General features: G+C 69.0%; 16 protein-coding genes. 7 read left to right on the top strand and 9 right to left on the bottom strand.

Annotation, left to right across the window (positions count from 1 at the left end; translation table 11 throughout):
* The first annotated feature begins 83 nt into the window (after positions 1 to 83).
* The 5 genes from LXT13_RS11735 (at position 84) to LXT13_RS11755 (ending at position 3,511) form a co-directional block, all read left to right on the top strand.
* Positions 84 to 656 (top strand): D-sedoheptulose-7-phosphate isomerase, encoded by a 573-nt coding sequence (locus tag LXT13_RS11735; RefSeq protein WP_233372111.1) that lies wholly within the window; start codon positions 84 to 86, stop codon positions 654 to 656.
* A 72-nt stretch (positions 657 to 728) separates the two neighbouring features.
* Positions 729 to 1,664, top strand: coding sequence for a D-glycero-beta-D-manno-heptose-7-phosphate kinase (rfaE1, locus tag LXT13_RS11740; protein ID WP_233372112.1), 936 nt, complete (start codon positions 729 to 731; stop codon positions 1,662 to 1,664).
* Complete coding sequence (locus LXT13_RS11745) at positions 1,661 to 2,155, top strand: adenylyltransferase/cytidyltransferase family protein (protein WP_233372113.1); 495 nt, start codon at positions 1,661 to 1,663, stop codon at positions 2,153 to 2,155. The genes rfaE1 and LXT13_RS11745 overlap by 4 nt, the downstream gene beginning before the upstream one ends.
* Positions 2,155 to 2,700 (top strand): D-glycero-beta-D-manno-heptose 1,7-bisphosphate 7-phosphatase, encoded by a 546-nt coding sequence (gene gmhB, locus LXT13_RS11750; RefSeq protein WP_233372114.1) that lies wholly within the window; start codon positions 2,155 to 2,157, stop codon positions 2,698 to 2,700. The genes LXT13_RS11745 and gmhB overlap by 1 nt, the downstream gene beginning before the upstream one ends.
* Positions 2,693 to 3,511, top strand: coding sequence for a DUF5672 family protein (locus LXT13_RS11755; protein ID WP_233372115.1), 819 nt, complete (start codon positions 2,693 to 2,695; stop codon positions 3,509 to 3,511). Before gmhB ends, LXT13_RS11755 begins: the two co-directional genes overlap by 8 nt.
* Here LXT13_RS11755 and LXT13_RS11760 read toward each other — a convergent pair.
* Complete coding sequence (locus LXT13_RS11760) at positions 3,481 to 4,551, bottom strand: glycosyltransferase family 9 protein (RefSeq protein ID WP_233372116.1); 1,071 nt, start codon at positions 4,549 to 4,551, stop codon at positions 3,481 to 3,483. The genes LXT13_RS11755 and LXT13_RS11760 overlap by 31 nt on opposite strands.
* Complete coding sequence (locus LXT13_RS11765; RefSeq protein WP_233372117.1) at positions 4,548 to 5,672, bottom strand: glycosyltransferase; 1,125 nt, start codon at positions 5,670 to 5,672, stop codon at positions 4,548 to 4,550. Before LXT13_RS11765 ends, LXT13_RS11760 begins: the two co-directional genes overlap by 4 nt.
* Positions 5,673 to 5,731: 59 nt before the next feature.
* Between LXT13_RS11765 and msbA the strand changes: the two genes are divergently transcribed.
* A complete protein-coding gene (gene msbA, locus LXT13_RS11770) occupies positions 5,732 to 7,468 on the top strand; it encodes a lipid A export permease/ATP-binding protein MsbA (RefSeq protein ID WP_233372118.1) in 1,737 nt (578 codons plus the stop codon).
* 771 nt (positions 7,469 to 8,239) lie between these two features.
* Here the strand turns inward: msbA and LXT13_RS11775 are convergent.
* Genes LXT13_RS11775 through LXT13_RS11785 form a run of 3 tightly spaced genes read right to left on the bottom strand, consistent with a single transcriptional unit; the run spans position 8,240 to position 13,708 of the window.
* Complete coding sequence (locus tag LXT13_RS11775) at positions 8,240 to 9,544, bottom strand: patatin-like phospholipase family protein (protein WP_233372119.1); 1,305 nt, start codon at positions 9,542 to 9,544, stop codon at positions 8,240 to 8,242.
* Positions 9,545 to 9,575: 31 nt separating this feature from the next.
* Positions 9,576 to 13,130, bottom strand: coding sequence for a DNA polymerase III subunit alpha (gene dnaE, locus LXT13_RS11780; protein ID WP_233372120.1), 3,555 nt, complete (start codon positions 13,128 to 13,130; stop codon positions 9,576 to 9,578).
* Positions 13,131 to 13,177: 47 nt separating this feature from the next.
* On the bottom strand, positions 13,178 to 13,708 hold the full coding sequence (locus LXT13_RS11785; protein ID WP_233372121.1) for a hypothetical protein: 531 nt from the start codon (positions 13,706 to 13,708) through the stop codon (positions 13,178 to 13,180).
* 124 nt (positions 13,709 to 13,832) lie between these two features.
* Here LXT13_RS11785 and LXT13_RS11790 point away from each other — a divergent pair, with 124 nt between their 5' ends.
* Entirely contained in the window at positions 13,833 to 14,777 is a 945-nt protein-coding gene (locus tag LXT13_RS11790; RefSeq protein ID WP_233372122.1) for a peptidylprolyl isomerase, read from the top strand.
* Positions 14,778 to 14,813: 36 nt separating this feature from the next.
* Here LXT13_RS11790 and feoB read toward each other — a convergent pair whose 3' ends face one another.
* The 4 genes from feoB to LXT13_RS11810 form a co-directional block, all read right to left on the bottom strand.
* Positions 14,814 to 16,685, bottom strand: a complete 1,872-nt coding sequence (gene feoB, locus LXT13_RS11795) for a ferrous iron transporter B (RefSeq protein ID WP_233372123.1) — start codon at positions 16,683 to 16,685, stop codon at positions 14,814 to 14,816.
* On the bottom strand, positions 16,678 to 16,935 hold the full coding sequence (locus LXT13_RS11800; protein ID WP_233372124.1) for a FeoA family protein: 258 nt from the start codon (positions 16,933 to 16,935) through the stop codon (positions 16,678 to 16,680). The genes feoB and LXT13_RS11800 overlap by 8 nt, the downstream gene beginning before the upstream one ends.
* 89 nt (positions 16,936 to 17,024) lie before the next feature.
* The gene (locus LXT13_RS11805) at positions 17,025 to 20,762 is read right to left on the bottom strand and encodes a response regulator (RefSeq protein WP_233372125.1); all 3,738 of its coding nucleotides are present in this window, start codon (positions 20,760 to 20,762) and stop codon (positions 17,025 to 17,027) included.
* Positions 20,759 to 21,997, bottom strand: coding sequence for an urea ABC transporter substrate-binding protein (locus tag LXT13_RS11810; protein ID WP_233372126.1), 1,239 nt, complete (start codon positions 21,995 to 21,997; stop codon positions 20,759 to 20,761). The genes LXT13_RS11805 and LXT13_RS11810 overlap by 4 nt, the downstream gene beginning before the upstream one ends.
* Positions 21,998 to 22,000 lie beyond the last annotated feature (3 nt).

Below are 22,000 nucleotides of genomic sequence, written 5' to 3' on the forward strand. Positions count from 1 at the left end.
CACCCGTCCCGCAAGCCCCGCCAGCTGGGAGCCGCATCAAGTTCTGCGCTCCCGCGTTCTCCAGCCGTTTGCCGGAGCCCGGAATGAGTTCCTTGTTCCTGCGCAATCTCGACGAACACCAGCAGCTGATGACCCGGCTGCACACGCTGGAGCCTCTCGTGCTCGCGGCCGGCCATCGCCTGGCCACCGTGCTGAGCGGCGGCGGCAAGATCATGTTCTGCGGCAACGGTGGCTCGGCGGCCGACAGCCAGCACCTGGCCTCCGAGCTGACCGGCCGCTTTATCAAGGACCGCCGTCCGCTGGCCGGCCTCGCACTGACGACCGACAGCTCGGCGTTGACCTGCATCGGCAACGACTACAGCTTCGACGACGTCTTCGTGCGCCAGGTGCAAGGCCTGGGCCGCGCCGGCGACGCGCTGATCGGCATCTCGACGTCGGGGAACTCCGGCAACGTGTTGAAGGCCGTCGAGGCCGCCAAGGCGATGGGCATCTTCACACTGGGCCTGCTCGGCCGCGACGGCGGCAAGCTGGGCGCGCTGTGCGATGCCAGCATCGTCGTGCCGCACGCCGTCACGGCGCGCATCCAGGAAGCGCACCTGCTGATTGGCCACACACTCTGCGGGCTGATCGAGGCCGAGATGGGCCTGGGCCAATGAGCACCGCGCCGGCCGCCCCAAGCAAGCTCGCTCCCCCTTGGGGGGACACGCCGCAGGCCGAAGGAGGCACCAATGACCGCGCTGCCTAGCAAGGAACAGCTCGCAGCGCGCCGCGTGCTCGTCGTCGGCGATGTAATGCTCGACCGCTACTGGCACGGCGCCGTCGAGCGCATCTCGCCAGAAGCGCCGGTGCCGGTCGTGCGCGTGGAGCGCGAAGAGCTGCGCCTGGGCGGTGCGGCCAACGTAGCGCTGAACGTGCGCTCGCTGGGCATGCAGGCCACGCTGCTGACCGTCGTGGGCCAGGACGAGCCCGCCCAGCAGCTGCGTCGCCTGCTGCACGAGCGCGACATCGAGACGGTGCTGCGAGACGACAAGCAACTGCGCACCATCGTCAAGCTGCGCGTCATCGGCCGCGCCCAGCAGCTCATCCGCATCGACTTCGAGAACGAGCCCGACCACGAGGCCCTCGGCGAGATGCTGGATGACTTCGCCGCGCAGCTGGCGCGGCACGACGTCGTGCTGTTTTCCGACTATGGCAAAGGCGGCCTCACGCACATCCCGCGCATGATCGAGCTGGCCCGCGCGGCCGGCAAGCCGGTACTGATCGACCCCAAGGGCAGCGACTACCGTCGCTATGCCGGCGCCACCGTCATCACACCCAACCGCGGTGAGTTGGCGCAGGTGACCGGCCCATGGAAGGGCGAGCAGGACCTTTTGGCCAAGGTCGACCGGTTGCGCGCCGACATCGGCGTTGGCGCCGTACTGCTGACCCGCTCCGAAGAGGGCATGACGCTGTTCGACGCCACCGGCGTCACGCACGAGCCGGCGCGTGCCCGCGAGGTCTTTGATGTGACCGGTGCCGGCGACACCGTCATCGCCACGCTGGCCGCGCTGCTGGCCACGGGCGTGGCGCTGCCTGACGCGATGCGGCTGGCCAATAAGGCCGGTGGCATCGTCGTCGGCAAGTTCGGTACTGCGACGGTCAGTTACGAGGAACTCTCCGCATGAGTGCGTTGGAAGACAAGCTCATCGACGCTGCCGCCATGGACGACGCGACGCTGACCGCCAGGCTCGCCGGGCTCGCAAAGCCGATGGTGTTCACGAACGGCGTGTTCGATGTGCTGCACCGCGGCCATGTCGCCTACCTGCACGAAGCCCGCGCGCAAGGCTCCAGCCTCGTCGTCGCCGTTAACACGGACGCCTCAGCGCGCATGCTCGGCAAGGGGCCGGACCGGCCCCTGAACCGCGACGTCGACCGTGCGCTCGTGCTGGCCGGCCTGGCGTCCGTTGATGCCGTGCTGTTCTTCGACGAACGCACGCCCTGCGAGCTGCTGAAGCGGGTGAAGCCGCAGCGCTACGTGAAGGGCGGCGACTACGACATGGAACAGCTGGAAGAGACACGCCTCGTGCGCTCGTGGGGCGGCGACGCGCTGGCCATCCCCTTCGTCGACGGCTACTCGACGACGGCGCTCGTCAACCGCATCCGCAGGCAGAGCTGATGCGCCCGGCTGCCTTTCTCGACCGCGACGGCGTCATCAACATCGACCACGGCTACCTGCACCGCTGGGAGGACTTCGAGTTCGTGCCCGGCGCCATCAGCGCGCTGCGCCGCCTGCAGGCAGCCGGCTACGCCCTCGTCATCGTGACCAACCAGTCCGGCGTCGCCCGTGGCTACTACGACGAGGCGACTCTGCAATCGCTGCACGACGCGCTGCGGGCTCACCTCGTCGAGCAGGGCGTCAGGCTGGATGCCATCGAGCACTGCCCTCACCTGCCCGATGGTGCCGTGGCCCGCTACGCCATTGACTGCGACTGCCGCAAGCCCGCGCCGGGCATGATCCTGCGCAGCGCGCAGGCGCTGGGCATCGACCTGGGTCGCTCCCTGATGTTCGGCGACAAGCCCTCGGACGTCGAAGCCGGCCGGCGCGCCGGTGTCGGCCGTACCGTTCTGGTCGCCACGGACGCAAACCCCGCCGTCGCAAAAGGCGAGCACCCCGAATTCACCAGCCTTGCCGACGCAGTCGACGCGCTCCTCAATGACTGAGCCCCTCATTGCCGACTTGCGAGGCCGCGTCGCCCTCGTCTGCCTGGAGACACGCCACCTCGGGCTGGCGTTGAACGCCATCCGCCGCTGCACCGAGCGCTTCCACTTCGACGAGATCCTGCTGTTCACCGACCAAGACTGGGCTGTGGACGGCGTGACGACCGTGCGCTGCGAGCCCATCCGCTCGGCGGAGGAATATTCGAAGTTCATGCTGGGCGACTTCCACCAGCACATTCGCGCACCGCACTTCCTCGTCGTGCAGTGGGACGGCTTTGTCATCCACCCTGACAAGTGGCGGGATGACTTTCTGGCTTGGGACTACATCGGCGCGCCTTGGCCGCATCGAAACTACGCAGTCGGTAACGGAGGGTTCTCGTTGCGCTCGCGCAGGCTTCATGAGACGGTCTCGACGCTGCCTCAGCCGGAGTGCCATCCGGAGGACTCCTTCATCTGCCTGTGGAAACGGCCTCAGCTGGAGGCCCTCGGCATGCGCTTTGCGCCGCTGGAGGTGGCGCGGGAGTTCTCCGCCGAGACGGAAGGCTATGAAGCCCGGCCGTTCGGCTTTCATCGCTTCGGCAACTTCAACGAAGCGTATGACGAGGCGGGTCTGCTGGCCTTCCTGCGCGACGCGCCGGACGACATCCTGCGATCGACCGAAGGCCGCGTGCTGCTGAAGAAGTCGCTGCTGCTGGGACGCCGCGCCGTGGTGCGGGAGCTGGTGTCACGGCGCCTTCGAGGGCCGCTGCGCATGCGCATCGACACCGGATGGATCGCGTTGCGCTACGGGTTGCGGCGCGTCATCTCGCGCTGATCCAGCACGGCCAGCACTCGCGCCTCCACTTCAGCAGCACTGATGTCCGCCAGCCGCGGCGCCTGCAGCAGGTGGACATGTTCAGGGTCGTGCTCCAGCGGTGGTCGCGGGCCCAGCACGACGACCGCATCCGTGCCGACACCGGCCGCGAACTGCACAGCGCCCGTGTCGTTGCCGATGCATGACCGCACCAGCGACAGCGCCGCCACGCTTTCGGCCACAGTGCAATCGGTCATCGCCGCGACGAGGCCGCGCAGGGCCGGCTCGACACGCGCCTGAATGTCCTTTGCGAGTTGGCTTTCTGCCGGCCCGCCCACCAGCAGCACGCCATGGCCGCGCGAGGCCAACCGGTTGGCCAGCTCGACGAAGTTGCTCTCGCCCCACTGTTTGTACGACTCCGATGCGCCAATGGCCAGCGCGTGCAACGGCTGCTGCATCGGCGCCAGCCGTTCACGCATGCGTTCCAGCGCATCGGGACGCACGCTGATGCGCGGCACGATGGGTGCGCTGCAAAAACCTTGGGCGATGGAGAAGGCCGTCGCATCCTTGTAGCCGGCCACGGCAGGGCCGCGGTAGCGGCTGATCCACGGTGACTTCGTCAGCAGTTGCCGCTGCAGCCAGGTGTCGCCAAAGCCGAGGATGGTGCGGATCCCGGCACGCCAGCACGCGATGATGGCCCGGCCCGGGTGGTCGGAGAACAGCACCATGCGGTCGAAGCGCCGCGGCGCCAGCTCGGCGCCGAAGCGCAGCGGTCCCAGCAGGCCGCTATGGCGCCCCTTGCGCCGCTCGCTGCGGCGCGGGCGGCGGTCGAAGTCGATCACCTCTTTCACCCAGGGCTCGTGGCCGACCAGCTCGCGCGCCATCGTCGTCGGCGCCACGATGAGGCTGACCTGCCCCCCCTGGCTCTGCTCCGCGACGCAGCGGAAGTACTGCGCGTGCCACACGAGGTCGCCCATGCCGTTGAGCTGCAGTTGAACCGCCGTACGTGGGCGGGTGTCGACCACCCCGTTACCCACCGGAAAGGCCGAAGGATGATTCATGCGGAAGTCGGTTTGCAGTTGGCGGCGATGGCAGCGGACAGCAGGGCATCGTAGCGCTCGCGCATCCGCTGCTGGCCATGTTCAGCCAGTGCGCGTGCACGGGCGGCGGTCCCCAGACGTCCGGCAAGTGCCGGGTCGCGCAGCAGCCGCGCGATCGCCTCCGCCAGTGCGTGTTCGTCGCCCTCGGGCACCAGCAGCCCAGTGCGTTCGTGCTCGATGACACCACGCACACCGATGACATCCGAGGCAATGCAGGCGCAGCCCGCCGCCATGGCCTCCACCAGCGCAAGCGGCATGCCTTCGAAGTGCGTGGCCAGTACGTAGATGCGCTGCGAGTGCAGCAGCGCCGGCATGTCGCTGTGGTGGCCCAGGAAGCGCACCTGGTCGTCCAGCTTCGCCCGCGCCACCTGCGCGCGTATGCGAGCCATCAGCGGCCCCGTGCCGGCCAGATGCAGGCGCGGCCTCAAGCCTTGCGCCGCGAGCTGGGCTATGGCGGCGATCAACGTCGCATGGTCCTTCTGCCGTGCAAAGCGCGCGGACATCACCAGCCCGGCCTCGCGTCCGCCAGCGGGCGCTGCGAAACGCGCCAGGTCGATGCCATTCGGTATGGCCACGGTCTTTTCCGCCGGCAGCCCCTGGGCCAGCAGGCTCTGGCGCACGCCTTCGCTGACGCCTACCAGGGCGGCGCTCTTCGCCGCAAGGCGGCGGGTCTGCCACAGGCTCAGGGGCGAATAGCGCTCGCGCGAGTTGTGCTCCACCTGCACGAGGACCGGCACGCCGGCACGTACTCCGGCCGCGCGGCCGATCAGGTGCTCTGGAAAGCCATGTGCCAGCAGTGCCACCGGCCGCAGCGTGCGCAAGAGGCGATCCAGCGACGAGACTGTCATGGCATGCCACCACCGGCTCGACACCAGATGCACCGCAAGGCCTTGAGCCCGCAGCGCCTCTACGCGGTTCATGGGTGTGTGGCGCTTGGTGCGCAGCACCAGCACCGGCTCGAAGGGGCCGCTGCGCAACGCGGCCAGGCACAGCTCAATGGCGACCTGGGTCGCGCCCGAAAAGCCGCCAGTCACGAAGTGCACGACCTTTCGACGGTCGGCGGGCGGGGTGTCGTGGGGCATGGGCGCGCAGTGTAATGAGGCCCATCGGCGGCCATCGCCGCGGGAGACAATCGCGCCCCATGTCAGCAGACAAACAAGACTCTCCCGCCCGTCGTCTCGGCCAGTTCATCTACCCGCACCGCTGGGGCGCACTGTTGACCGTGCTGGCATACATCGGCCTGGCCTGCACCGAGCCGGCCATCCCTAAGCTGATCAAGTACGCATTCGGCGACGGATTCGCGAAGAACGCTTTCCCGCTCTGGGCCGTGCCGGTCGTGCTGATCGGGCTGTACATGATCCGCGGCGTGTTTGGCTTCGCAGGCCAGTACCTCTTCAACTGGACCGTGACGCGTTGCGTGATGGACTTCCGCACCGCGCTCGTCAACGCGCTGCTACGGCTGGACGCCCAGGTCTACACGCGCATGCAAGCCGGCACTGCCGTCAGCAAGGTCGTCAACGACCCGCAGCAGATCTTGCAGTTGACCGGCGAAGTGGGCATCAACGTGCTGCGCGACGGGCTGCCGGCCATCGCGATGCTGATCTACCTGTTTTACGTGAACTGGCAACTGACGCTGCTGAGCCTGGTCGTCACGCCGCTGATGGCGCTGGTCATGAAGAAGGTCAACCAGCGCGTGCGGCTGATGGCATCGCGCTCCTATGACACCCAGCTGGCGCTGGTGAACCGCGTGGACGACATCACGCGGGCCTGGCGCGTGGTGCGGCAGTTCGGAGCGGCGCCGCACGAGCTGGCGCGCTTCACCGAGGTGTCACAGGAAGTGCGCCGCACGAACCTGAAAGCGACGACGGCCGGCGCGCTGGGGCAACCGCTGTCCCAACTGGTGGCGTCCGTCGGGCTGTCGGCCATCATCTGCATCGCGCTTTGGCAAGCGCGCCACACCGGCAGCGGCGTCGGAGACTTCGCCGAGTTCGTCGCCGCGCTGCTTCTGCTGACGTCGCGGCTGCGCCACCTCTCCGATCTGGCTGCGCCGGTCACGCGCGCGCTGGTCATTGCCCGCGGCTGCTTCGAGCTGATGGATGCGCCCAAGGAAGCCGATCACGGCACCCGCGAGCTGGACGCGCCGGCCCGAGGCGACATCATGCTGGACGACGTGCGGCTGACCTATCCGGGCACCTCTCAACCGGCGCTGGATGGTCTGAGCGTCGCCTTCCGTGCCGGAAAGACTTCCGCGCTGGTCGGCGCGTCGGGCGCCGGCAAGAGTTCCATCATCCACCTGCTGCTCGGCTTCGGCCAACCGGATGCCGGCCGCATCCTGATCGACGGCACCGACATCGAGACGCTGACCCGCGCCAGCCTGCGCCGCCAGTTCGCCGTTGTGTCGCAGGACATCGTGCTGTTCGACGACTCGGTCGCCAACAACATCGCCTACGCGCAGCCGCGCGACGAGGCCAGGCTGGAGGCCGCGCTGCGCGCCGCCCACCTGTGGGACTTCGTGCAGACGCTGCCGGAGGGCATCGAGACGCCAGTCGGCGCCAACGGCAGCAAGCTGTCGGGTGGCCAGCGGCAGCGGCTGGCTATCGCGAGGGCGCTCTACAAGGACGCGCCGGTCTGGATCTTCGACGAGGCCACGTCGGCGCTGGACACCGAGAGCGAGCGTGCCGTGCAGCAGGCGCTGGCCCAGTGGTCGGGCCGCAAGACGTTGATCGTCATCGCACACCGCCTGTCCACCATCCGCGACGCCGATGCCATCCATGTGATGGGCGCGGGCAGGCTGGTGGAGAGCGGCACGCATACCGAGCTGATCGCACGCGACGGGGCATACGCTGCGATGGTGCGCGCCCAGGCCGGAGAGGCGTGAAGCGGCGTCGTTAGCTTGGCTGTGCGGGCCGCGGTCGCGCTCAGCGCACTCGGCAAGGTGATCGAGCCGGCATCTCCGACCGTCGAGATCGACACGGCCAGCCGGGCCGGAATCGTCGGCCGGGCTCGGACCGGCGCGGGCTCAACGCTTGTAGGCCACTCGCCCGCTCGAGGACCGGCCCAGCCTGATGCGCCACGTGCCGGGCATCAAGAGGGCCGCCGCCTGGTTGCCGGCGAAGGCCTACGGGTAGCCGGCCAGGTGCTGGCGCCCTTGCCTCAGCCGGCTTCCGAGGGAGGGATCGTCCCTCGTCGGCGAGCCAGCCCGCGAACAACCAGATGCCGCGTTGAAGAACGACCGGCGCTGTCCCTTCCCCGACCGTCGGAAGCGCCTAGTGACAACGGCGGGGGCGCCGTAGCCGAACAAGGCGTCGGTCCGAAGTCCGCGACAGGGAGGTCCGCCCATGCGACGCCGGCGGTAGGCCGGCGGTAAGCGACCGCGACTGCCGAGGAAAATCAAGCGCTGCTCGATGAGCATCGGCGCCGCCCGAGCGGCGGGTGACGCGAAGGAGACGCACAGCGCAAGCGCTGCGCAGAGGGTTGCGGACAGGTTCTTCATGGTGCCCTCCTCACGAAAGGCACGACAACTGCGTCGACTTCATGGCCGAGCAAGTTCTGCACCACCAACTGCAAGTCGTTGATCGGAGGGTGATCGAGGTCGGCGCCTCGGGCGGGTGTCAAGAACTCCGACGCTGTTCTCAGCTGTCGCGGTCCGTCAGCGCAGCGAGTCAGGCGCGCTCGCGGCGAAGCCCGCCGACCTGCCGCGCCGCAGTGACGCCGGGTCGATCTGCGGTGCCCGGGCCGGCCAGCCGAAGAAGCGCTGCACCTCTGCGCGCTTGGCCAGCGTGTCGCTCATGCCCAGGTTGACGAGCTCGCCGATGAAGCTCGGCTCGAACAGCAGGTAGCTGACCAGCGCCGACCCGCTGGTCTTCTTGCCCCGTCCACTGACGCCGAAGGCCCGCAGCATCGCGCGGACGGATTTCGGCAGGCTGGCCTGGTGCTCGCCGGCCAAGTCGTCCAGGCGGCGGCTGGGCGCGATGACGAGCAGCTCGATGGGCCGTAGCGCCGTGGCTGACCGAGCCTCGCGCGGCAGCAGCGCCAGCGTGCGGTTGATGCGACGCAGCCGCTCCACATCCACCGACAGCGCGTCCAGGAAGATGTTGGACAGCGCATGGCCGGCGATCTGAGCCATGCTGGGGTGGCTGCCCACCTCCAGCCGGCGCCGGCCTTCGGGCTCCTTCATCCGGCCGGCGCCGATGACGAGGACGCGGTCGGCGCCCAGGTGCACGGCGGGCGAGATCGGCGCGCTCTGGCGCATGGAGCCGTCGCCGAACCATTCGACATCGCCTTCGAAGTCCAGCGGCTCGGCCGGGAAGATGAACGGGATGGCCGATGAGGCCATGAGATGACCCAGATCGAGCCGCGTCTGTACCGCCATGCGCTGCTCGCGCAGCCACGGCACGACATGATGGTGCGTCTGGAAGAACGTCACGTGCTGGCCCGACGAATAGCTGGAGCCCGTCAGCGCCAGCGCGCGCAGGTGGCCGCCGGCCAGCATCGACTCGACACGGCCCATGTCGAGGTAGCGCATCAGCAACTGGCGCAGCGGCTCGTTGTCCAGCAGGCTGCGCGGGCGGCTGCGCGTCCAGCGGGCGATGGCCCAGCCCAGGCTCAGCATCGACACCCAGCGCGCGCCGCTCTTCACCGCTTCGAAAGCGTCGGCCCGGTAGATGTCTTCGACATGCAGGCCTTGCCACAGGTGCAGCAGCCCGTCCACGGCGCCGTCGAAATCATCAGCGTGGCAGGCCAGCGCCGAAGCGCTGATGGCGCCGGCTGACGTTCCGCTGATGATGGGAAAGGGGTTGCCCTGCGTGACACCGGCGTCACGGCGTAGCTGCGCCAGCGCCGCCAGCACGCCCACCTGGTAGGCCGCACGTGCGCCGCCGCCGGTCAGGATGAGGCCGGTGACGGGCTGCGGGCGGGGCAGCCCGTCGAGGGGCTGGGGCGCTGTGGGCTGCATGGGGCGGGAATCATCGCCCACCCTCGGCCGCTCAGCCCTCGTAGATGACCTCGGCCGCGCTGCCCAATTTCACGAGTGCCTCGTCCGCGGGCCAGAAGCGGCTGGCCTCACCCAGCTCCACCAGCCAGCGGGCGCCTACGCCGCCGGCCGGGGGCTCGGCCTGCACGGCCACGCGCACCGGCAGGCCCAGCCGCCGCACGCCGCCCTCCTCCGTCTCCACGTCGCGCGGCGGGAAGCGCTGCACCAGCTCGTGGATGAGGCCGGCCGCACCCGCATTGCCCAGCAGCAAGTGACGGCCGAAGCGTGCCCGCGCCGCAGCCAGGCTCCAGACCGCCTGCACGTTCATGCGCAGGCCGCCGGAGAAGCGGTCGTTTTGCACCTTGCCCTGGGCAATGATCAGTTCGTCCTCGGCCAGCAGCTCCTTGTTGGCGTTCAACAGCTCCTCGTTGGCAACGGCCTCGATGGCATCGCTCTTGTCGTCCAGCTTGAAGATGCCGACGCGGCCGCGTTGACCGTTGATGATGCGCATGCCGCTGACGATGCCGGCCACCAGCACGGGGTCGCGGCTGTCCTGCAGGTCGGCGATCTGGCGTTTGACGATGCGGCGCACCTCGGCGCCGCTCTGGTCGAACAGGTGGCCGGACAGGTAGAAGCCGATGGCCGTCTTCTCCAGCGACAGCCGCTCCTTGATGCTCCATTGCGGCGCGTCGACGAGGTCCGGTTCGGCCGTGCTGGACGCATGCGAGTCGCCGAAGTCGAACAGGCCGCCCTGGTCGGCATTGGCCTCGGTCGTCTCGGCGTGCGTGTAGCCGCGGCCGACGCTGGCCAGCAGCTTGGAACGCTCGGGGTTGATGCTGTCGAACGCCCCGGCCTTGATGAGCGCCTCGACGACGCGCTTGTTCACGGCCTTGCGGTCCACGCGCAGGCAGAAGTCGTAGAAGCTCAGGAACGGGCCGCCCGCCTCGCGCGCCGCAACGATGGCCTCGATGGCGCCGCGGCCCGTGCCTTTGACGGCGCCGAGGCCGTAGTTGACGAGCCGGCTAGTCAGCGGCTCGAAGCGGTACTGGCCCTTGTTCACACAGGGCGCCTGGAAGTCGATGCCGAACAGCTTGGCGTCGTTGAGCAACACCTTGAGCTTGTCGGTGTCGTCCATTTCGATGGTCATGTTCGCGGCGTAGAACTCGGCCGTGTAGTGCGCCTTGAGCCACGCCGTGTGGTAGCTCAGCAGCGCGTACGCGGCGGCGTGCGACTTGTTGAAGCCGTAGCCCGCGAACTTCTCCATCAAGTCGAAGACCTCGTCGGCCTTGTCCTGGTCAATGCCCTTCTCCGCGGCGCCCTTGCGGAAGATCTCGCGGTGCATGGCCATTTCCTCGGCCTTCTTCTTGCCCATCGCGCGGCGCAGCATGTCGGCGCCGCCGAGGCTGTAGCCGCCCAGCACCTGGGCGGACTGCATCACCTGCTCCTGATAGACGAAGACGCCATAGGTCTCGGCCAGCACCTGCTCCAGCAGCGGGTGCGGGTACTCGATGACCTCTTTGCCGTGCTTGCGGGCGACGAAAGACGGGATCAGGTCCATCGGACCCGGCCGGTATAGCGACACCAGCGCGATGAGGTCCTCGAAACGTGACGGTCGCGCGTCCTTCAGCAGCCGCTGCATGCCGGGCGATTCGAACTGGAACACGCTTTCCGACAGGCCCTTGCCGAACAGGTCGAAGGTCTTGCGATCGTCCAGCGGCACGGTGGCCCAGTCGAAACCCGCGCGGTCCGCGTGGCGGGCAACGATGAAGTTCTTGGCCAGCTCCAGGATGGTCAGCGTGGCCAGGCCCAGGAAGTCGAACTTCACGAGGCCGATGGCCTCCACGTCGTCCTTGTCGAACTGGCTGACGGCTGACGTCGAGCCGGGCTGCTGGTACTGCGGGCAGAAGTCGGTGATCTTGCCCGGCGCGATCAGCACGCCGCCGGCGTGCATGCCGATGGAGCGCACCGTGCCCTCCACGCGGGCGGCCATCTCCAGCAGGCCGGCCACCTCCTCATCGGCCTTCTCGCGCTCCTCGATCTCCGGCGACTCGTGCCGCGCGTAGACCATCTTGGCCTTGTCGGGGTCGAAGTTGGGCGGCAGCTTGGCCAGCGTCACCGTCTTGCCGGGCGGCGCGGGCACGAGCTTGGCGATGGAGTCCACGTGGCCGAAGCCCATGCCCAGCACGCGGCCGATGTCGCGCAGCGCGCCCTTCGCGGCCATCGTGCCGAACGTCGCGATCTGGCTGACCGCCGGCAGGCCGTACTTGTTCTTGACGTAGTCGATGACGCGGTCGCGGTTGCCCTGGCAGAAGTCGATGTCGAAGTCGGGCATCGACACGCGTTCCGGGTTCAGGAAGCGCTCGAACAGCAGGTTGTAGCGCAGCGGGTCCAAGTCTGTGATGAGCAGCGCATACGCGACTAGCGAGCCGGCGCCCGAGCCCCGGCCGGGGCCGACCGGGCAGCCGTTTTCCTTGGCCCAGCGGATGAAGTCCGACACGATGAGGAAGTAGCCCGGGAAGCCCATCTTGATGATGGTGTTCAGCTCGAACTCCAGCCGCTCGACGTAACGCGGCCGCTCCTTTTCGCGCTCGGTCTCGTTCGGGAACAGGTGGACCAACCGGTCCTTCAGGCCGGCGTGGCTCAGCTCGCGGAAGTACTGCTCCATCGGCATCGGCGTCCCGTCTTCCAGCAGCGGCGTCGGGAAGTTGGGCAGCTGCGGCTTGCCCAGCACGAGGGTGAGTGAGCAGCGGCGCGCGATCTCAACGGTGTTCTGGATGGCGCTCGGGATGTCCTTGAACAGCTCACGCATCTGCGCCTGCGTCTTGAAATGCTGGCTGGGCAGGAAGCGCTTGATGCGCTTGGGATTGGCCAGCGTCTCGCCTTCGGCCACGCAGACGCGCGCCTCGTGGGCACCGAAGTCGTCCTCGGTCAGGAACTGGATCGGGTGCGTGGCCACCACGGGCAGGCCCAGCTCGGCGGCAAGAGGCACGCTGGCCTGCACCAGCGCTTCCTGGCCCGGCAGGCCGGCGCGCTGCAGCTCGATGTAGAAGCGGTTGGGAAAGATGGCAGAGAGCCTCTGCGCCCATTCGCGGGCACGCGCCTTGTCGCCCTGCAGCAGGGCCTGGCCGAGGCCGCCCAGCTGCGCGCCGGACAGGCAGATCAGCCCGCCGCCCAGCTCCTCCAGCCATTCCCATTTCAGGCAGGCCTGGTTGCGCTGCACGTTCTGGATCCAAGCCCGCGACAGCAGCTCGCTGAGATTCAGGTAGCCCTGCTTGTCCTGCACCAGCAGCAACAGCCGCGTGGGTGGCTTGTCGGTCGCCTCGGTCTCCAGCCAGCAGTCGGCACCGAGGATGGGCTGGACACCCTTCTTGCGGCAGGCCGAATAGAACTTGATGCCACCGAACAGGTTGGCGAGATCGGTCACGGCGGCGGCCACCTGGCCATCGGCGGCCGCAGCGGCGGCGGCGTCATCGGTTCTCAGCGTGCCGTCCACCACCGAGAACTCGGTGTGCATGCGCAGGTGGACGAAGGGCAGGTCTGGGGTGTCAGGGGCGTCGGTCTCGGGCATCGGGTCATTGTAGAAAGCCGGCCCACCCGCGCCGGGCGCGCGCCCGGTTAGAGCGAGCGCAACACCTGGCCGCTCACCCGGCCGAGCTGCGACAGCGCTACCGCTGCGTCATGGGCCGTTGTCGGGTGCGTCACCACCGTCCAGCGCCCGTGCTCGCTCGCGTCACGCACATCGCAGATCACCCGCACGCGGTCGGGCCGGAGCGTTAGCAGTCCAGCTACCAGAAACCCGGTGAAAGCCCCGTACACGAGGCCCAGCCCAAGCACGGCGACCGGCGACGCGACTGCAGCCGGCCAGCCAGTGCCAAGCAATAGCCCGGCCATCAGTAGGCCGAGCGCCGCACCGGCCACGCCCAGCCGCCCATGAGATCGAAGCAGCGTGCACCAGATGCCATGGCTTTCTGGCTCCAGCTTACGGGCCAAGTGCGGGTCGCGCGGCGTGACGACGAAGATGCCGAGCTTTCGGCGCGACCGCTCACCGACCGCCTGGGCGGCGCGCGCGGCACTATGGCCATCATGGAAGGTGGCGGCCACTAAGGTCAGTGACCGTTCGCCAAAAAGGGTCAGGGCGGGATGCATGGCCTTCTCCAGAAGCGGGATACCGCATTGAAGCCCTTCGCCTTTGGGCGTGGCAGCCACCGACTTCGCAAATAGCTGTCGGCCTTCACCTACGGCCGGCAGGCCGCGCCGTTAAGCTCAGCGCATGGAACACCCTGCCCTTTGCGTTGCCGCGATGCTGCTGACGGCCGCGGCCCTTACCGTCGCGCATGCCGCCCCGCGACGCGCCGAAACCAGGCAAGCGCCGCGTCAGAGCGCCCAGGAGATCCTCGCCGCGTCGCCGGCGGCGGACTGGCGCGCCCTGGACCCGGAGAACACGCTCGTGATGGAGCTGGCCACCGGCCAGGTGCTCATCGAGCTGGCCCCGCGCTTCGCGCCAGCACACGTCGCCAACATCCGGGCGCTGGCCCGCGGCGGCTTCTGGGACGGCCTGGCCATCCTTCGCGTGCAGGACAACTTCGTCACGCAATGGGGCGACCCCGACGGCGAGGACGCGGCCAAGGCCCGGCCTCTGCCCGCCGGTGCCAGTGCCCGGTTGCCGGCGGAGTTCTCCGTGCCGATCGACCGCATCGGCAAGTCAGCCGGCTTCACGAAGCTGCCCGACGTCGATGGCTGGGCGCCGCGCACCGGGTTTGCCGAAGGCTTTCCCGTCGCTGCCGACCCGAAGGCCGGCAAGGCCTGGCTGGCGCACTGCTACGGCATGGTGGGCGCCGGCCGTGGCGATGCGGTCGACTCCAGCAACGGCAGCGAGCTGTACGTCGTCATCGGCCAGGCCCCGCGCGGGCTGGACCTCAACATCACCGTCGTCGGCCGCGTGCTCAAGGGCATGGAGCTGCTGTCCGCCCTGCCCCGCGGCACGGCGGCGATGGGCTTCTACGACAAGCCCGAGCAGCGCACCGGTATCCAGCGCGTACGGCTGCTGGCCGATGTACCCGCCGAGGAACGCCCGGCGCTGCAGGTGCTCAAGACGGACTCCGCGACCTGGGCCCAGCTGCTGGATGCGCGCCGCTACCGCAGCGGCTGGTTCGTGCACAGCCCGGGACACATCGAGATCTGCAGCGCCAGCGTGCCGACGCGCGCAGCGCCTTGAGTTCTTCGTCCGGGCTCGGCCCGAAATGCGCGCTGCTTAAGCGCCCAGGTAGACCGCGACGCGGTAGGTGATGAACGACGCCACGTAGGCCAGGCCGAACAGGTAGCCCGCCATGATCAACGGCAGCTTGTAGCCGCCGGTCTCGCGTTTGACGGCGGCCAGCGTCGCGATGCACTGCGGCGCGAAAACATACCAGGCCAGCAGCGACAAGGCAGTCGCCAGGCTCCAGCTGTGGCCGATCAGCGGCGCGAGCGCCTGCGCGGCCTCGTCGCCTGTGGCGGACAGCGCGTAGACGGTGCCCAGCGCACTGATCGCCACCTCGCGCGCGGCCAGGCCCGGCACCAGCGCCAGGCTGATCTGCCAGTTGAAGCCGATGGGCTCGAACACCTTGGCCAGTCCCGCGCCCAGCCAGCCGGCCACGCTGTACTGGATGGGGGAGCCCGTCGCGCCTTCTGGCGGCGCCGGGAAGCTGGCCAGAACCCACAACGCGACAGTCAGCACCAGGATGATGCCGCCCACGCGTTGCACGAAGATCACCGCGCGCTGCCACAGGCCGATGGCCACCGACCGCGGATGCGGCCAGTGGTAGGCCGGCAGCTCCATCATCAGCGGGCGCACCAGGCGGCCGGTGTTCGTGAAGCGCTTGAGCACCCACGCGACGGCCAGCGCGCCGAGGATGCCGGCCACGTAAAGCCCGAACAACACCAGGCCTTGCAGCTCCAGCCCCGCCACCTCGCGCTGCGGCACGAAGGCGCCGATGAGCAGTGCGTAGACCGGCAGCCGCGCCGAGCAGGTCATCAGCGGCGCGATAAGGATGGTGACGAGACGGTCCCGCGGATTGGAGATGGACCGCGTGGCCATGATGCCCGGGATGGCGCAGGCGAAGCTCGACAGCAGCGGGATGAAGCTGCGGCCGGACAGGCCCACGCTGCCCATCAGCCGGTCCAGCAGCAGCGCGGCGCGCGGCAGGTAGCCCGACTCCTCCAGCACGAGGATGAAGAAGAACAAGATCAGGATCTGCGGCAGGAAGGCCAGCACGCTGCCGCAGCCGGCGATGACGGCGTCCACCAGCAGGCTGCGCAGCCAGCCTTCCGGCAGCAGCACGCCGACCTGATTGCCCACCCAGGCCACGCCGGCCTCGATGGCGTCCTTGGGCGGCTCTGCCCACGAGAAGACAGCCTGGAACAACAAGAACAACAGCACCGCGAGGATGACCGAGCCCGCCACCGGGTGCAGCAGCACGCGGTCCACGCGGTCGCTCGGCAACTCGGGCAGTTCCTCGTCTAGTTGCAACGCGCGCAGCAGTGTCTTGACGGTGACGTGGTCATCGACCTGCTGTTCGCCGGCGATGGCCACATGGGCGGCCTCCCAGACGGCGGGGTCATCCAGCAGCGTGCGCAGTTCGTCCAGCCCTTCCTTGTGGATGGCCACCGTGCGCACCACGGGCACCCCGAGCTGGGCGGACAACGCGGCGGCGTCCACCTTCAGCCCGCGCCGGGCGGCCAGGTCGGCCATGTTCAATGCGATGACGACCGGCAGCCCCATGCGACGCACGGCCAGCACCAGGCGCAGGTTCCGGCGCAGGTTGGTCGCATCCAGCACGCAGATGACAAGGTCAGGCCTCTTCTCGCCCTTGGCGCGGCCGGCCAGCACGTCGCAGGTGACCCGTTCGTCCGGCGAGCGGGGATGCAGGCTGTAGGTGCCGGGCAGGTCCAGCAGGCGCAATGCCTTGCCGGCGGCTGAAACGAGGCGGCCTTCCTTGCGCTCGACGGTGACGCCGGCGTAATTCGCCACTTTCTGGTGGCTGCCGGTCAGCCCGTTGAAGAGCGCCGTCTTGCCACAGTTCGGGTTGCCTACGAGGGCGACAAGCTTGCCGCCCCGATGGACGTGAATGACGCCTTCAGTCATGGCGGCGCGGCGTCACGGCGATGCATTCCGCCTCGGCATGACGCAGCGCGAAAGTCGACTGCCCGACGCGCACGACCAGGTTGCCCGTGCGCTGAGCGCCGCGGCGCAGCACGCGCACCGCTTCGCCCGGCAGGAAGCCCAGGTCGGATAGCCACGCGGCCCACTCCGGCGAATGCATCGGCGCGCTGACCTGCTGGACGGTCAGCGCCTGCCCGGCAGGGGCGGCGGCAAGGCTGGAGGACTCGGACATGGCGACGGCTCGGCAGAAGACCATTGATGAGAATGATTCTCATTGTATGTGTAAGCCGCACCGCATCGACGCCGCGGGCCGACATTTCCTCACCGGGGGTTGAGGCTTTCGAGCAATTGATCGCAGCTCTTCAGTGCGCGGACGAAGTCCAGCCGCGCCACAGCGGCCGACAAGGTCGCGAACTCCGGTCCCAGCGACTCCGCTTGGGGCGCCAGCAGCTCGCAGGTGTCTACCGCCCGCATGTTGCGCTCCACCAACAGCTGGCGCAGTCGCCGCAGCGCTTCCAGCGCGTCGGCGGCGGGCACCGTCGGCGTCGGGGCCGGCGGCACCAGCTCGGCCAGCGTGGCGTCCAGCAGACGCTGCAACGCGTCGGGGTCGGCGGCCTTCGTCTGGCTATCCACGCGCACGGCGGCCTCCTGTTCGCCCGCCATCAAGCCCAATGCCGTCGCACCGACGGCGCCCGCCAGGCCACGCAGCGTGTGCAGCACGCGCACCACGTCGTGCGCGCTGCGCTGGGCCACATGGCGCCGTAGCGCCTCCATCTCGGCCGGCGCGTCCTGCGCGAACGACTGCACCAGCCGGTCGTACAACGCCTGCCGGCCGCCGAGCCGCTTCAGCGCAATGGCCCGCTCGAGCAGCGGCGACTGCTCGGCAGGGGCCGGCGCCGCCACGCTGGCGGGCTGCGGACGCGGGCCCACGTGGCGACGCAGGCAGGCCACCAACTGCTCCAGGTCCACCGGCTTGGCAACGTGGTCGCGCATGCCCGCCGCGAGGCAAGCCAGCCGGTCGGATTCCATCGCATTGGCCGTCATCGCGATGACGAGGCTCTCCGGCCGTCGCTGCAGGATGCGCCGCGTGGCCTCGAAGCCGTCGATGTCCGGCATCTGCAGATCCATCAGGATGGCGTCGAACGGCGGCTCGCTGACGGTCGCGAGGTGCGCGCCCTCCACGCCGCCACCGGCCAGCGTGACGACCGCGCCCTCGTCCTGCAGCAGCTCCTGGGCCACCTGCTGGTTGAAGCCGTTGTCTTCCACGACGAGCAGCCGCATGCCCGCCAGATGCTGCTCACGCCCTTCGGGCCGACCACGGCGCGGCTGTCCACTGGTGGCCTCGGCCACGGCGTCCTGCAGCATCGACGCGGTCACCGGCTTGACGAGATAGCCCCCCAGGCTGGCGATCTCCTGCTCGCTGCGCTCGGCCAGCAGTTCGCGGCCCTGGGCTGTGACCATGATGATGACCGGCGCGTCGGACTCATGGCTGTCGTAGATGCGGCGCGAGGTCTCCCAGCCATCGAGCCCCGGCATGCGCCAGTCCAGCAGGATGAGCTCATAGCGCGGCTGGCCGCGCTCGGCGGCGCTGTGGACCATCGCCAGCGCCTGCTCGCCGCTGCTGGCCAGGTCGCAGTCCCAGCCCAGGCTTTCGCCGATGTCGTGCAGCACGTCGCGGGCCATCGGGTTGTCGTCCACGATCAGCACCTTGAGGCCCGGGCGAATCACCGGCCGCCGCTGCGCCTCGGCCGGCGCCTCGGCAAGCGACAGCTCGAAATGAAAGCGGCTGCCTTCGCCGAGCTGGCTGTCCACACCCAGCTCACCGCCCATCAGCGCAACGAGGCGCCGGCTGATGGCCAGCCCGAGACCGGTACCGCCGTAGCGGCGTGTCGTCGACTGCTCGGCCTGGCTGAAGCCGGTGAAGATCATCTCCAACTTGGACGGCGCGATACCGATGCCGGTGTCGCTGACCTCAAAGCGGATGCGTGCCACGCCGTCGTCCTCGCCGAGAAGCGTCAGCGCCAGCACCACCTCGCCGCGCTCGGTGAACTTCAGTGCGTTGCCGGCCAGGTTCAGCAGCACCTGGCGCAAACGTGTCGTGTCGCCGACCAGCGCCTTCGGCAGGCGCGGATCGAGGCGGAACAGCACCTCGATGTCCTTGTCGCCGACGTTGGCCGACAGGATGACGGCCAGCTCGCGCATGAACTCGCCGAGGTCGAAGCGGTGCGGGTCCAGCTCCATTTTGCCGGCCTCGACCTTGGAGAAGTCCAGCACGTCGTTGATGACGCCCAGCAGCGCCTGGGCCGCCGTGCGCGCCTTCGCGGCGTAGTCGTGCTGGCGCGGCGTCAGCTCGGTGCGCAGCAGCAGGTTGAGCATGCCCAGCGCTCCGCTCATCGGCGTGCGGATCTCATGGCTCATGTTGGCGAGGAAGTCGCTCTTGGCCTGGCTGGCGGCCTCGGCCGCGACGCGGGCGCGCACGAGGTCGACCTCGGCCCGGTGGCGCTCCGTCACGTCGATCAGCATCTGCACGATGTTGACGAGCCGCCCGCCTCCATCGCGGATGGCGCTGGCGCTGCCGTCGACGAACAGCTCACCGCCGCCTGGCAGCGCGAAGCCGCGCTCGAACCGCACGTGCTCCGCGCGGCCAGTCGACAGCCGCGCCAGTTCTCCGCCCGGCTGGCGGCCGGTGCGGAAGTCGGGCAGCCCGGCCAGCTTCACGCCGCGCAGATCGTCGGCCGTGCGGCACAGCATGGCCGTCAGGGCCTGGTTCACATCCAGGATGATGCCCTGGGCGTCGCACAGCGCGATGCCCACCTGCGCACGCTCGAACACGCCGCGGAAACGCTGCTCGCTGTCGTTCAGCGCGCGGGTTCGCTGCTCCACGCGAGCCTCCAGCTGCTGCTTCTCGAGGACCAACTGGTCCGCCATGTGGTTGAAGTTGCTGGCCAGCTCGCGGAATTCCGTGAAGCCGCAGACCGGCGCCCGTTCGTCCAGCCGCCCGCCGGCGATACGAGCGACGGCGCCGTTGAGCAGCTTGACCGGCTCGACCAGGCGGCGGCCGACCAGCAGGGCCAGGCCCAGCGCCATCAGCAACGCCAGCAGCAGCGCCACCAGCAGCCGGTTTCGCAGCGCGCGCGCCGGTGCGAAGGCCTCGTCGGCGTCGATGTTGACGGCGATGCCCCATTCCAGCGCCGGCAGCTGGCGCCAGGACGAGACGACCTCCACGCCGGCGTAGTTGCGCATCAGCCCGCTGCCGCTCTCGCCGCGCAGGCCACGCACGGCCGGCAAGGCGTCCGCCGCGTTCAGGTCGAAGGCGCGCTCCACCTGCTCCGCCGGCAGCCGAAGGCTGTCGTTGACGAGCATGACGCGATCGCCGCTGCGCTGCACCAGCAGCGTTTCACCGCTGAGGGCCAGGCCTGCGCGATCCGTCGCGACGCTCAGCAAGCGCGGCAGGTGGAGTTGCAGCACGACGCTGCCGAGCACGCGGTCGCCAGCGACGATGGCCTGCACGAGGAACAACGTCAATGCTGTCGAACCGGGCAGCTTCACGGCCTGCGTGAATTGCGGATTCAGATGGCCGAGCGCGCGCTGGTGGGTCGCCATCAGGTCGCTGCCCTGGAAGGCCGCGGCGTCCAGCCGGGCGACGACATCGTCCACACCGTTCGGCTTCATCGCGAAGGCGATGCGACCGTCGGGCAGCACCAGCATCAAGTTCACATACTTGCCGGTGTCGTACAGCCGCTCAAAGAAGGTGCGACTCGCCGCCGGCACCGGCGATGACGGGGCGTCGCGGCGCTGGATCAGCAGCGCCTGCGTGTCGGCCGCCTGAGCGGTGAGCTGGGCGTCGACCTGGGCGTCGTCGAGGTATTCGTCGGTCTCGACCACTTTCTTGCGGGCGATGGCGACGAGCCCTTCGGTGACGGTGGTCCGCAGGGTGCGCTCGAAGCTGTCCAGCTGCCACCATCCCACCAGCCCCAGCGGCAGCATGGACAGCAGCATGAAGCCCAGCAGCAGGGCCGGCCCGATGCGCCAGGCGACACGCGGTGCTGCCGGGATCAACGCTTGTCTCCCGACGAACGCGCCAGCAGCTCGTTCCAATGCTCGGTCGTGCGGAAGCTTGGCCAGGGCGAGGCGCGGATGTGGCGGCCCAGCAGCACCACCTCGCCCAATTGGCCATCCGGCCGGACTTGCGCGATGCGCAACTGCCGCCACAGGTGCCGCGTGTCGTCGTCCATGGCGGCAAAGCCGAAAGGCGCGCTGACACTTTGCTGCACGACGGTCGCATTGACCGCCGCGATCTGCGTGCTGCCCACCTCGCGCACCGCGGCCGCCCACAGCTTGACGCCGAGATAAGCCGACACGGCTGGGTCGCTGGCCTGGACCTGCAAGCCATTGAGTTCGCGCCAGCGGGCAAGGAATTCCGTGTTGGCGGCGCCCGGCAGCGACTGCAGATAGCTCCACGCGGTGAAATGCCGGCTCAGGCGACCACCGCCGAACGCGCTCATCTCGGGCTCTGCGGCCGTGAAGGAGAGCAGCGGCAGGTCGCTCAGCCCGGCCGCCACGATGGCATCAAAGAACGTCCGGTTGCCGTCACCGTTGATCGTGCTGAGCACCAGGTCCGGCTTGAGGGCCTGCAGTTCGGCGACGGCCGCGTCGACCTCCTTTGAATCCAGCGGCACATAGCGCTCGGCCAGCACCTCGCCGCCCCGGAGCTGGACGAACTCGCGCAGCATCGCGTTGACACGTCGGGGAAACAGACTGTCAGTGCCGACCAGCGCGACGCGACGCCCGAAACGGCCCATCGCCCAGTCCGTGGCCGGCAGCACGTGCTGGTTCGGCGTCGGCCCGGTGTAGACGATGTTCGGCGAGACCTCCATGCCCTCGTGGGCCGCCGCGTAGAACAGCAGATGGTTCGCGGACTCGACGACCGGCCGCACGACCTGTCGGCAGCCGGAACTCCAGCAGCCGAACAACGCGACGGCCCGCTGCTCTGTGATCAGCCGCTGGGCTGCTTCGGGCGCCAGCTTGCTCGCGTTGGAGTTCATGTCCTCGATTCGCAGTTCGACCCGTCGGCCCAGCAATCCGCCGCCCCGGTTGATGTCCTCCACGGCCAGCCGGATCGCTGCAACCAGCGGGGCCTCGGCGGTGGCCAGCGGCCCGCTGAGCGAATGCAGCACGCCGATGACGATGGGTTCGCGATCCTTCATCGCAGGCTGGCGCATCAGGTAAACGGCCAGCGCCAGCGCCACCAGCAGGGCGAGCCCTCCGAGCAGTGCGAGCCTGACACGCGTCACGGC

The organism is Pelomonas cellulosilytica, from assembly GCF_021353265.1.
GTDB classification, from domain to species: domain Bacteria; phylum Pseudomonadota; class Gammaproteobacteria; order Burkholderiales; family Burkholderiaceae_C; genus Pelomonas; species Pelomonas cellulosilytica.

What these genes read in the sequence shown, in the direction of transcription:
- LXT13_RS11735 (WP_233372111.1), top strand. Translation starts at nt 84, where the DNA reads ATGAGTTCCTTGTTCCTGCGCAATCTCGACGAACACCAGCAGCTGATG.
- rfaE1 (WP_233372112.1), top strand. Translation starts at nt 729, where the DNA reads ATGACCGCGCTGCCTAGCAAGGAACAGCTCGCAGCGCGCCGCGTGCTC.
- LXT13_RS11745 (WP_233372113.1), top strand. Translation starts at nt 1,661, where the DNA reads ATGAGTGCGTTGGAAGACAAGCTCATCGACGCTGCCGCCATGGACGAC.
- gmhB (WP_233372114.1), top strand. Translation starts at nt 2,155, where the DNA reads ATGCGCCCGGCTGCCTTTCTCGACCGCGACGGCGTCATCAACATCGAC.
- LXT13_RS11755 (WP_233372115.1), top strand. Translation starts at nt 2,693, where the DNA reads ATGACTGAGCCCCTCATTGCCGACTTGCGAGGCCGCGTCGCCCTCGTC.
- LXT13_RS11760 (WP_233372116.1), bottom strand. Translation starts at nt 4,551, where the DNA reads ATGAATCATCCTTCGGCCTTTCCGGTGGGTAACGGGGTGGTCGACACC.
- LXT13_RS11765 (WP_233372117.1), bottom strand. Translation starts at nt 5,672, where the DNA reads ATGCCCCACGACACCCCGCCCGCCGACCGTCGAAAGGTCGTGCACTTC.
- msbA (WP_233372118.1), top strand. Translation starts at nt 5,732, where the DNA reads ATGTCAGCAGACAAACAAGACTCTCCCGCCCGTCGTCTCGGCCAGTTC.
- LXT13_RS11775 (WP_233372119.1), bottom strand. Translation starts at nt 9,544, where the DNA reads ATGCAGCCCACAGCGCCCCAGCCCCTCGACGGGCTGCCCCGCCCGCAG.
- dnaE (WP_233372120.1), bottom strand. Translation starts at nt 13,130, where the DNA reads ATGCCCGAGACCGACGCCCCTGACACCCCAGACCTGCCCTTCGTCCAC.
- LXT13_RS11785 (WP_233372121.1), bottom strand. Translation starts at nt 13,708, where the DNA reads ATGCATCCCGCCCTGACCCTTTTTGGCGAACGGTCACTGACCTTAGTG.
- LXT13_RS11790 (WP_233372122.1), top strand. Translation starts at nt 13,833, where the DNA reads ATGGAACACCCTGCCCTTTGCGTTGCCGCGATGCTGCTGACGGCCGCG.
- feoB (WP_233372123.1), bottom strand. Translation starts at nt 16,685, where the DNA reads ATGACTGAAGGCGTCATTCACGTCCATCGGGGCGGCAAGCTTGTCGCC.
- LXT13_RS11800 (WP_233372124.1), bottom strand. Translation starts at nt 16,935, where the DNA reads ATGTCCGAGTCCTCCAGCCTTGCCGCCGCCCCTGCCGGGCAGGCGCTG.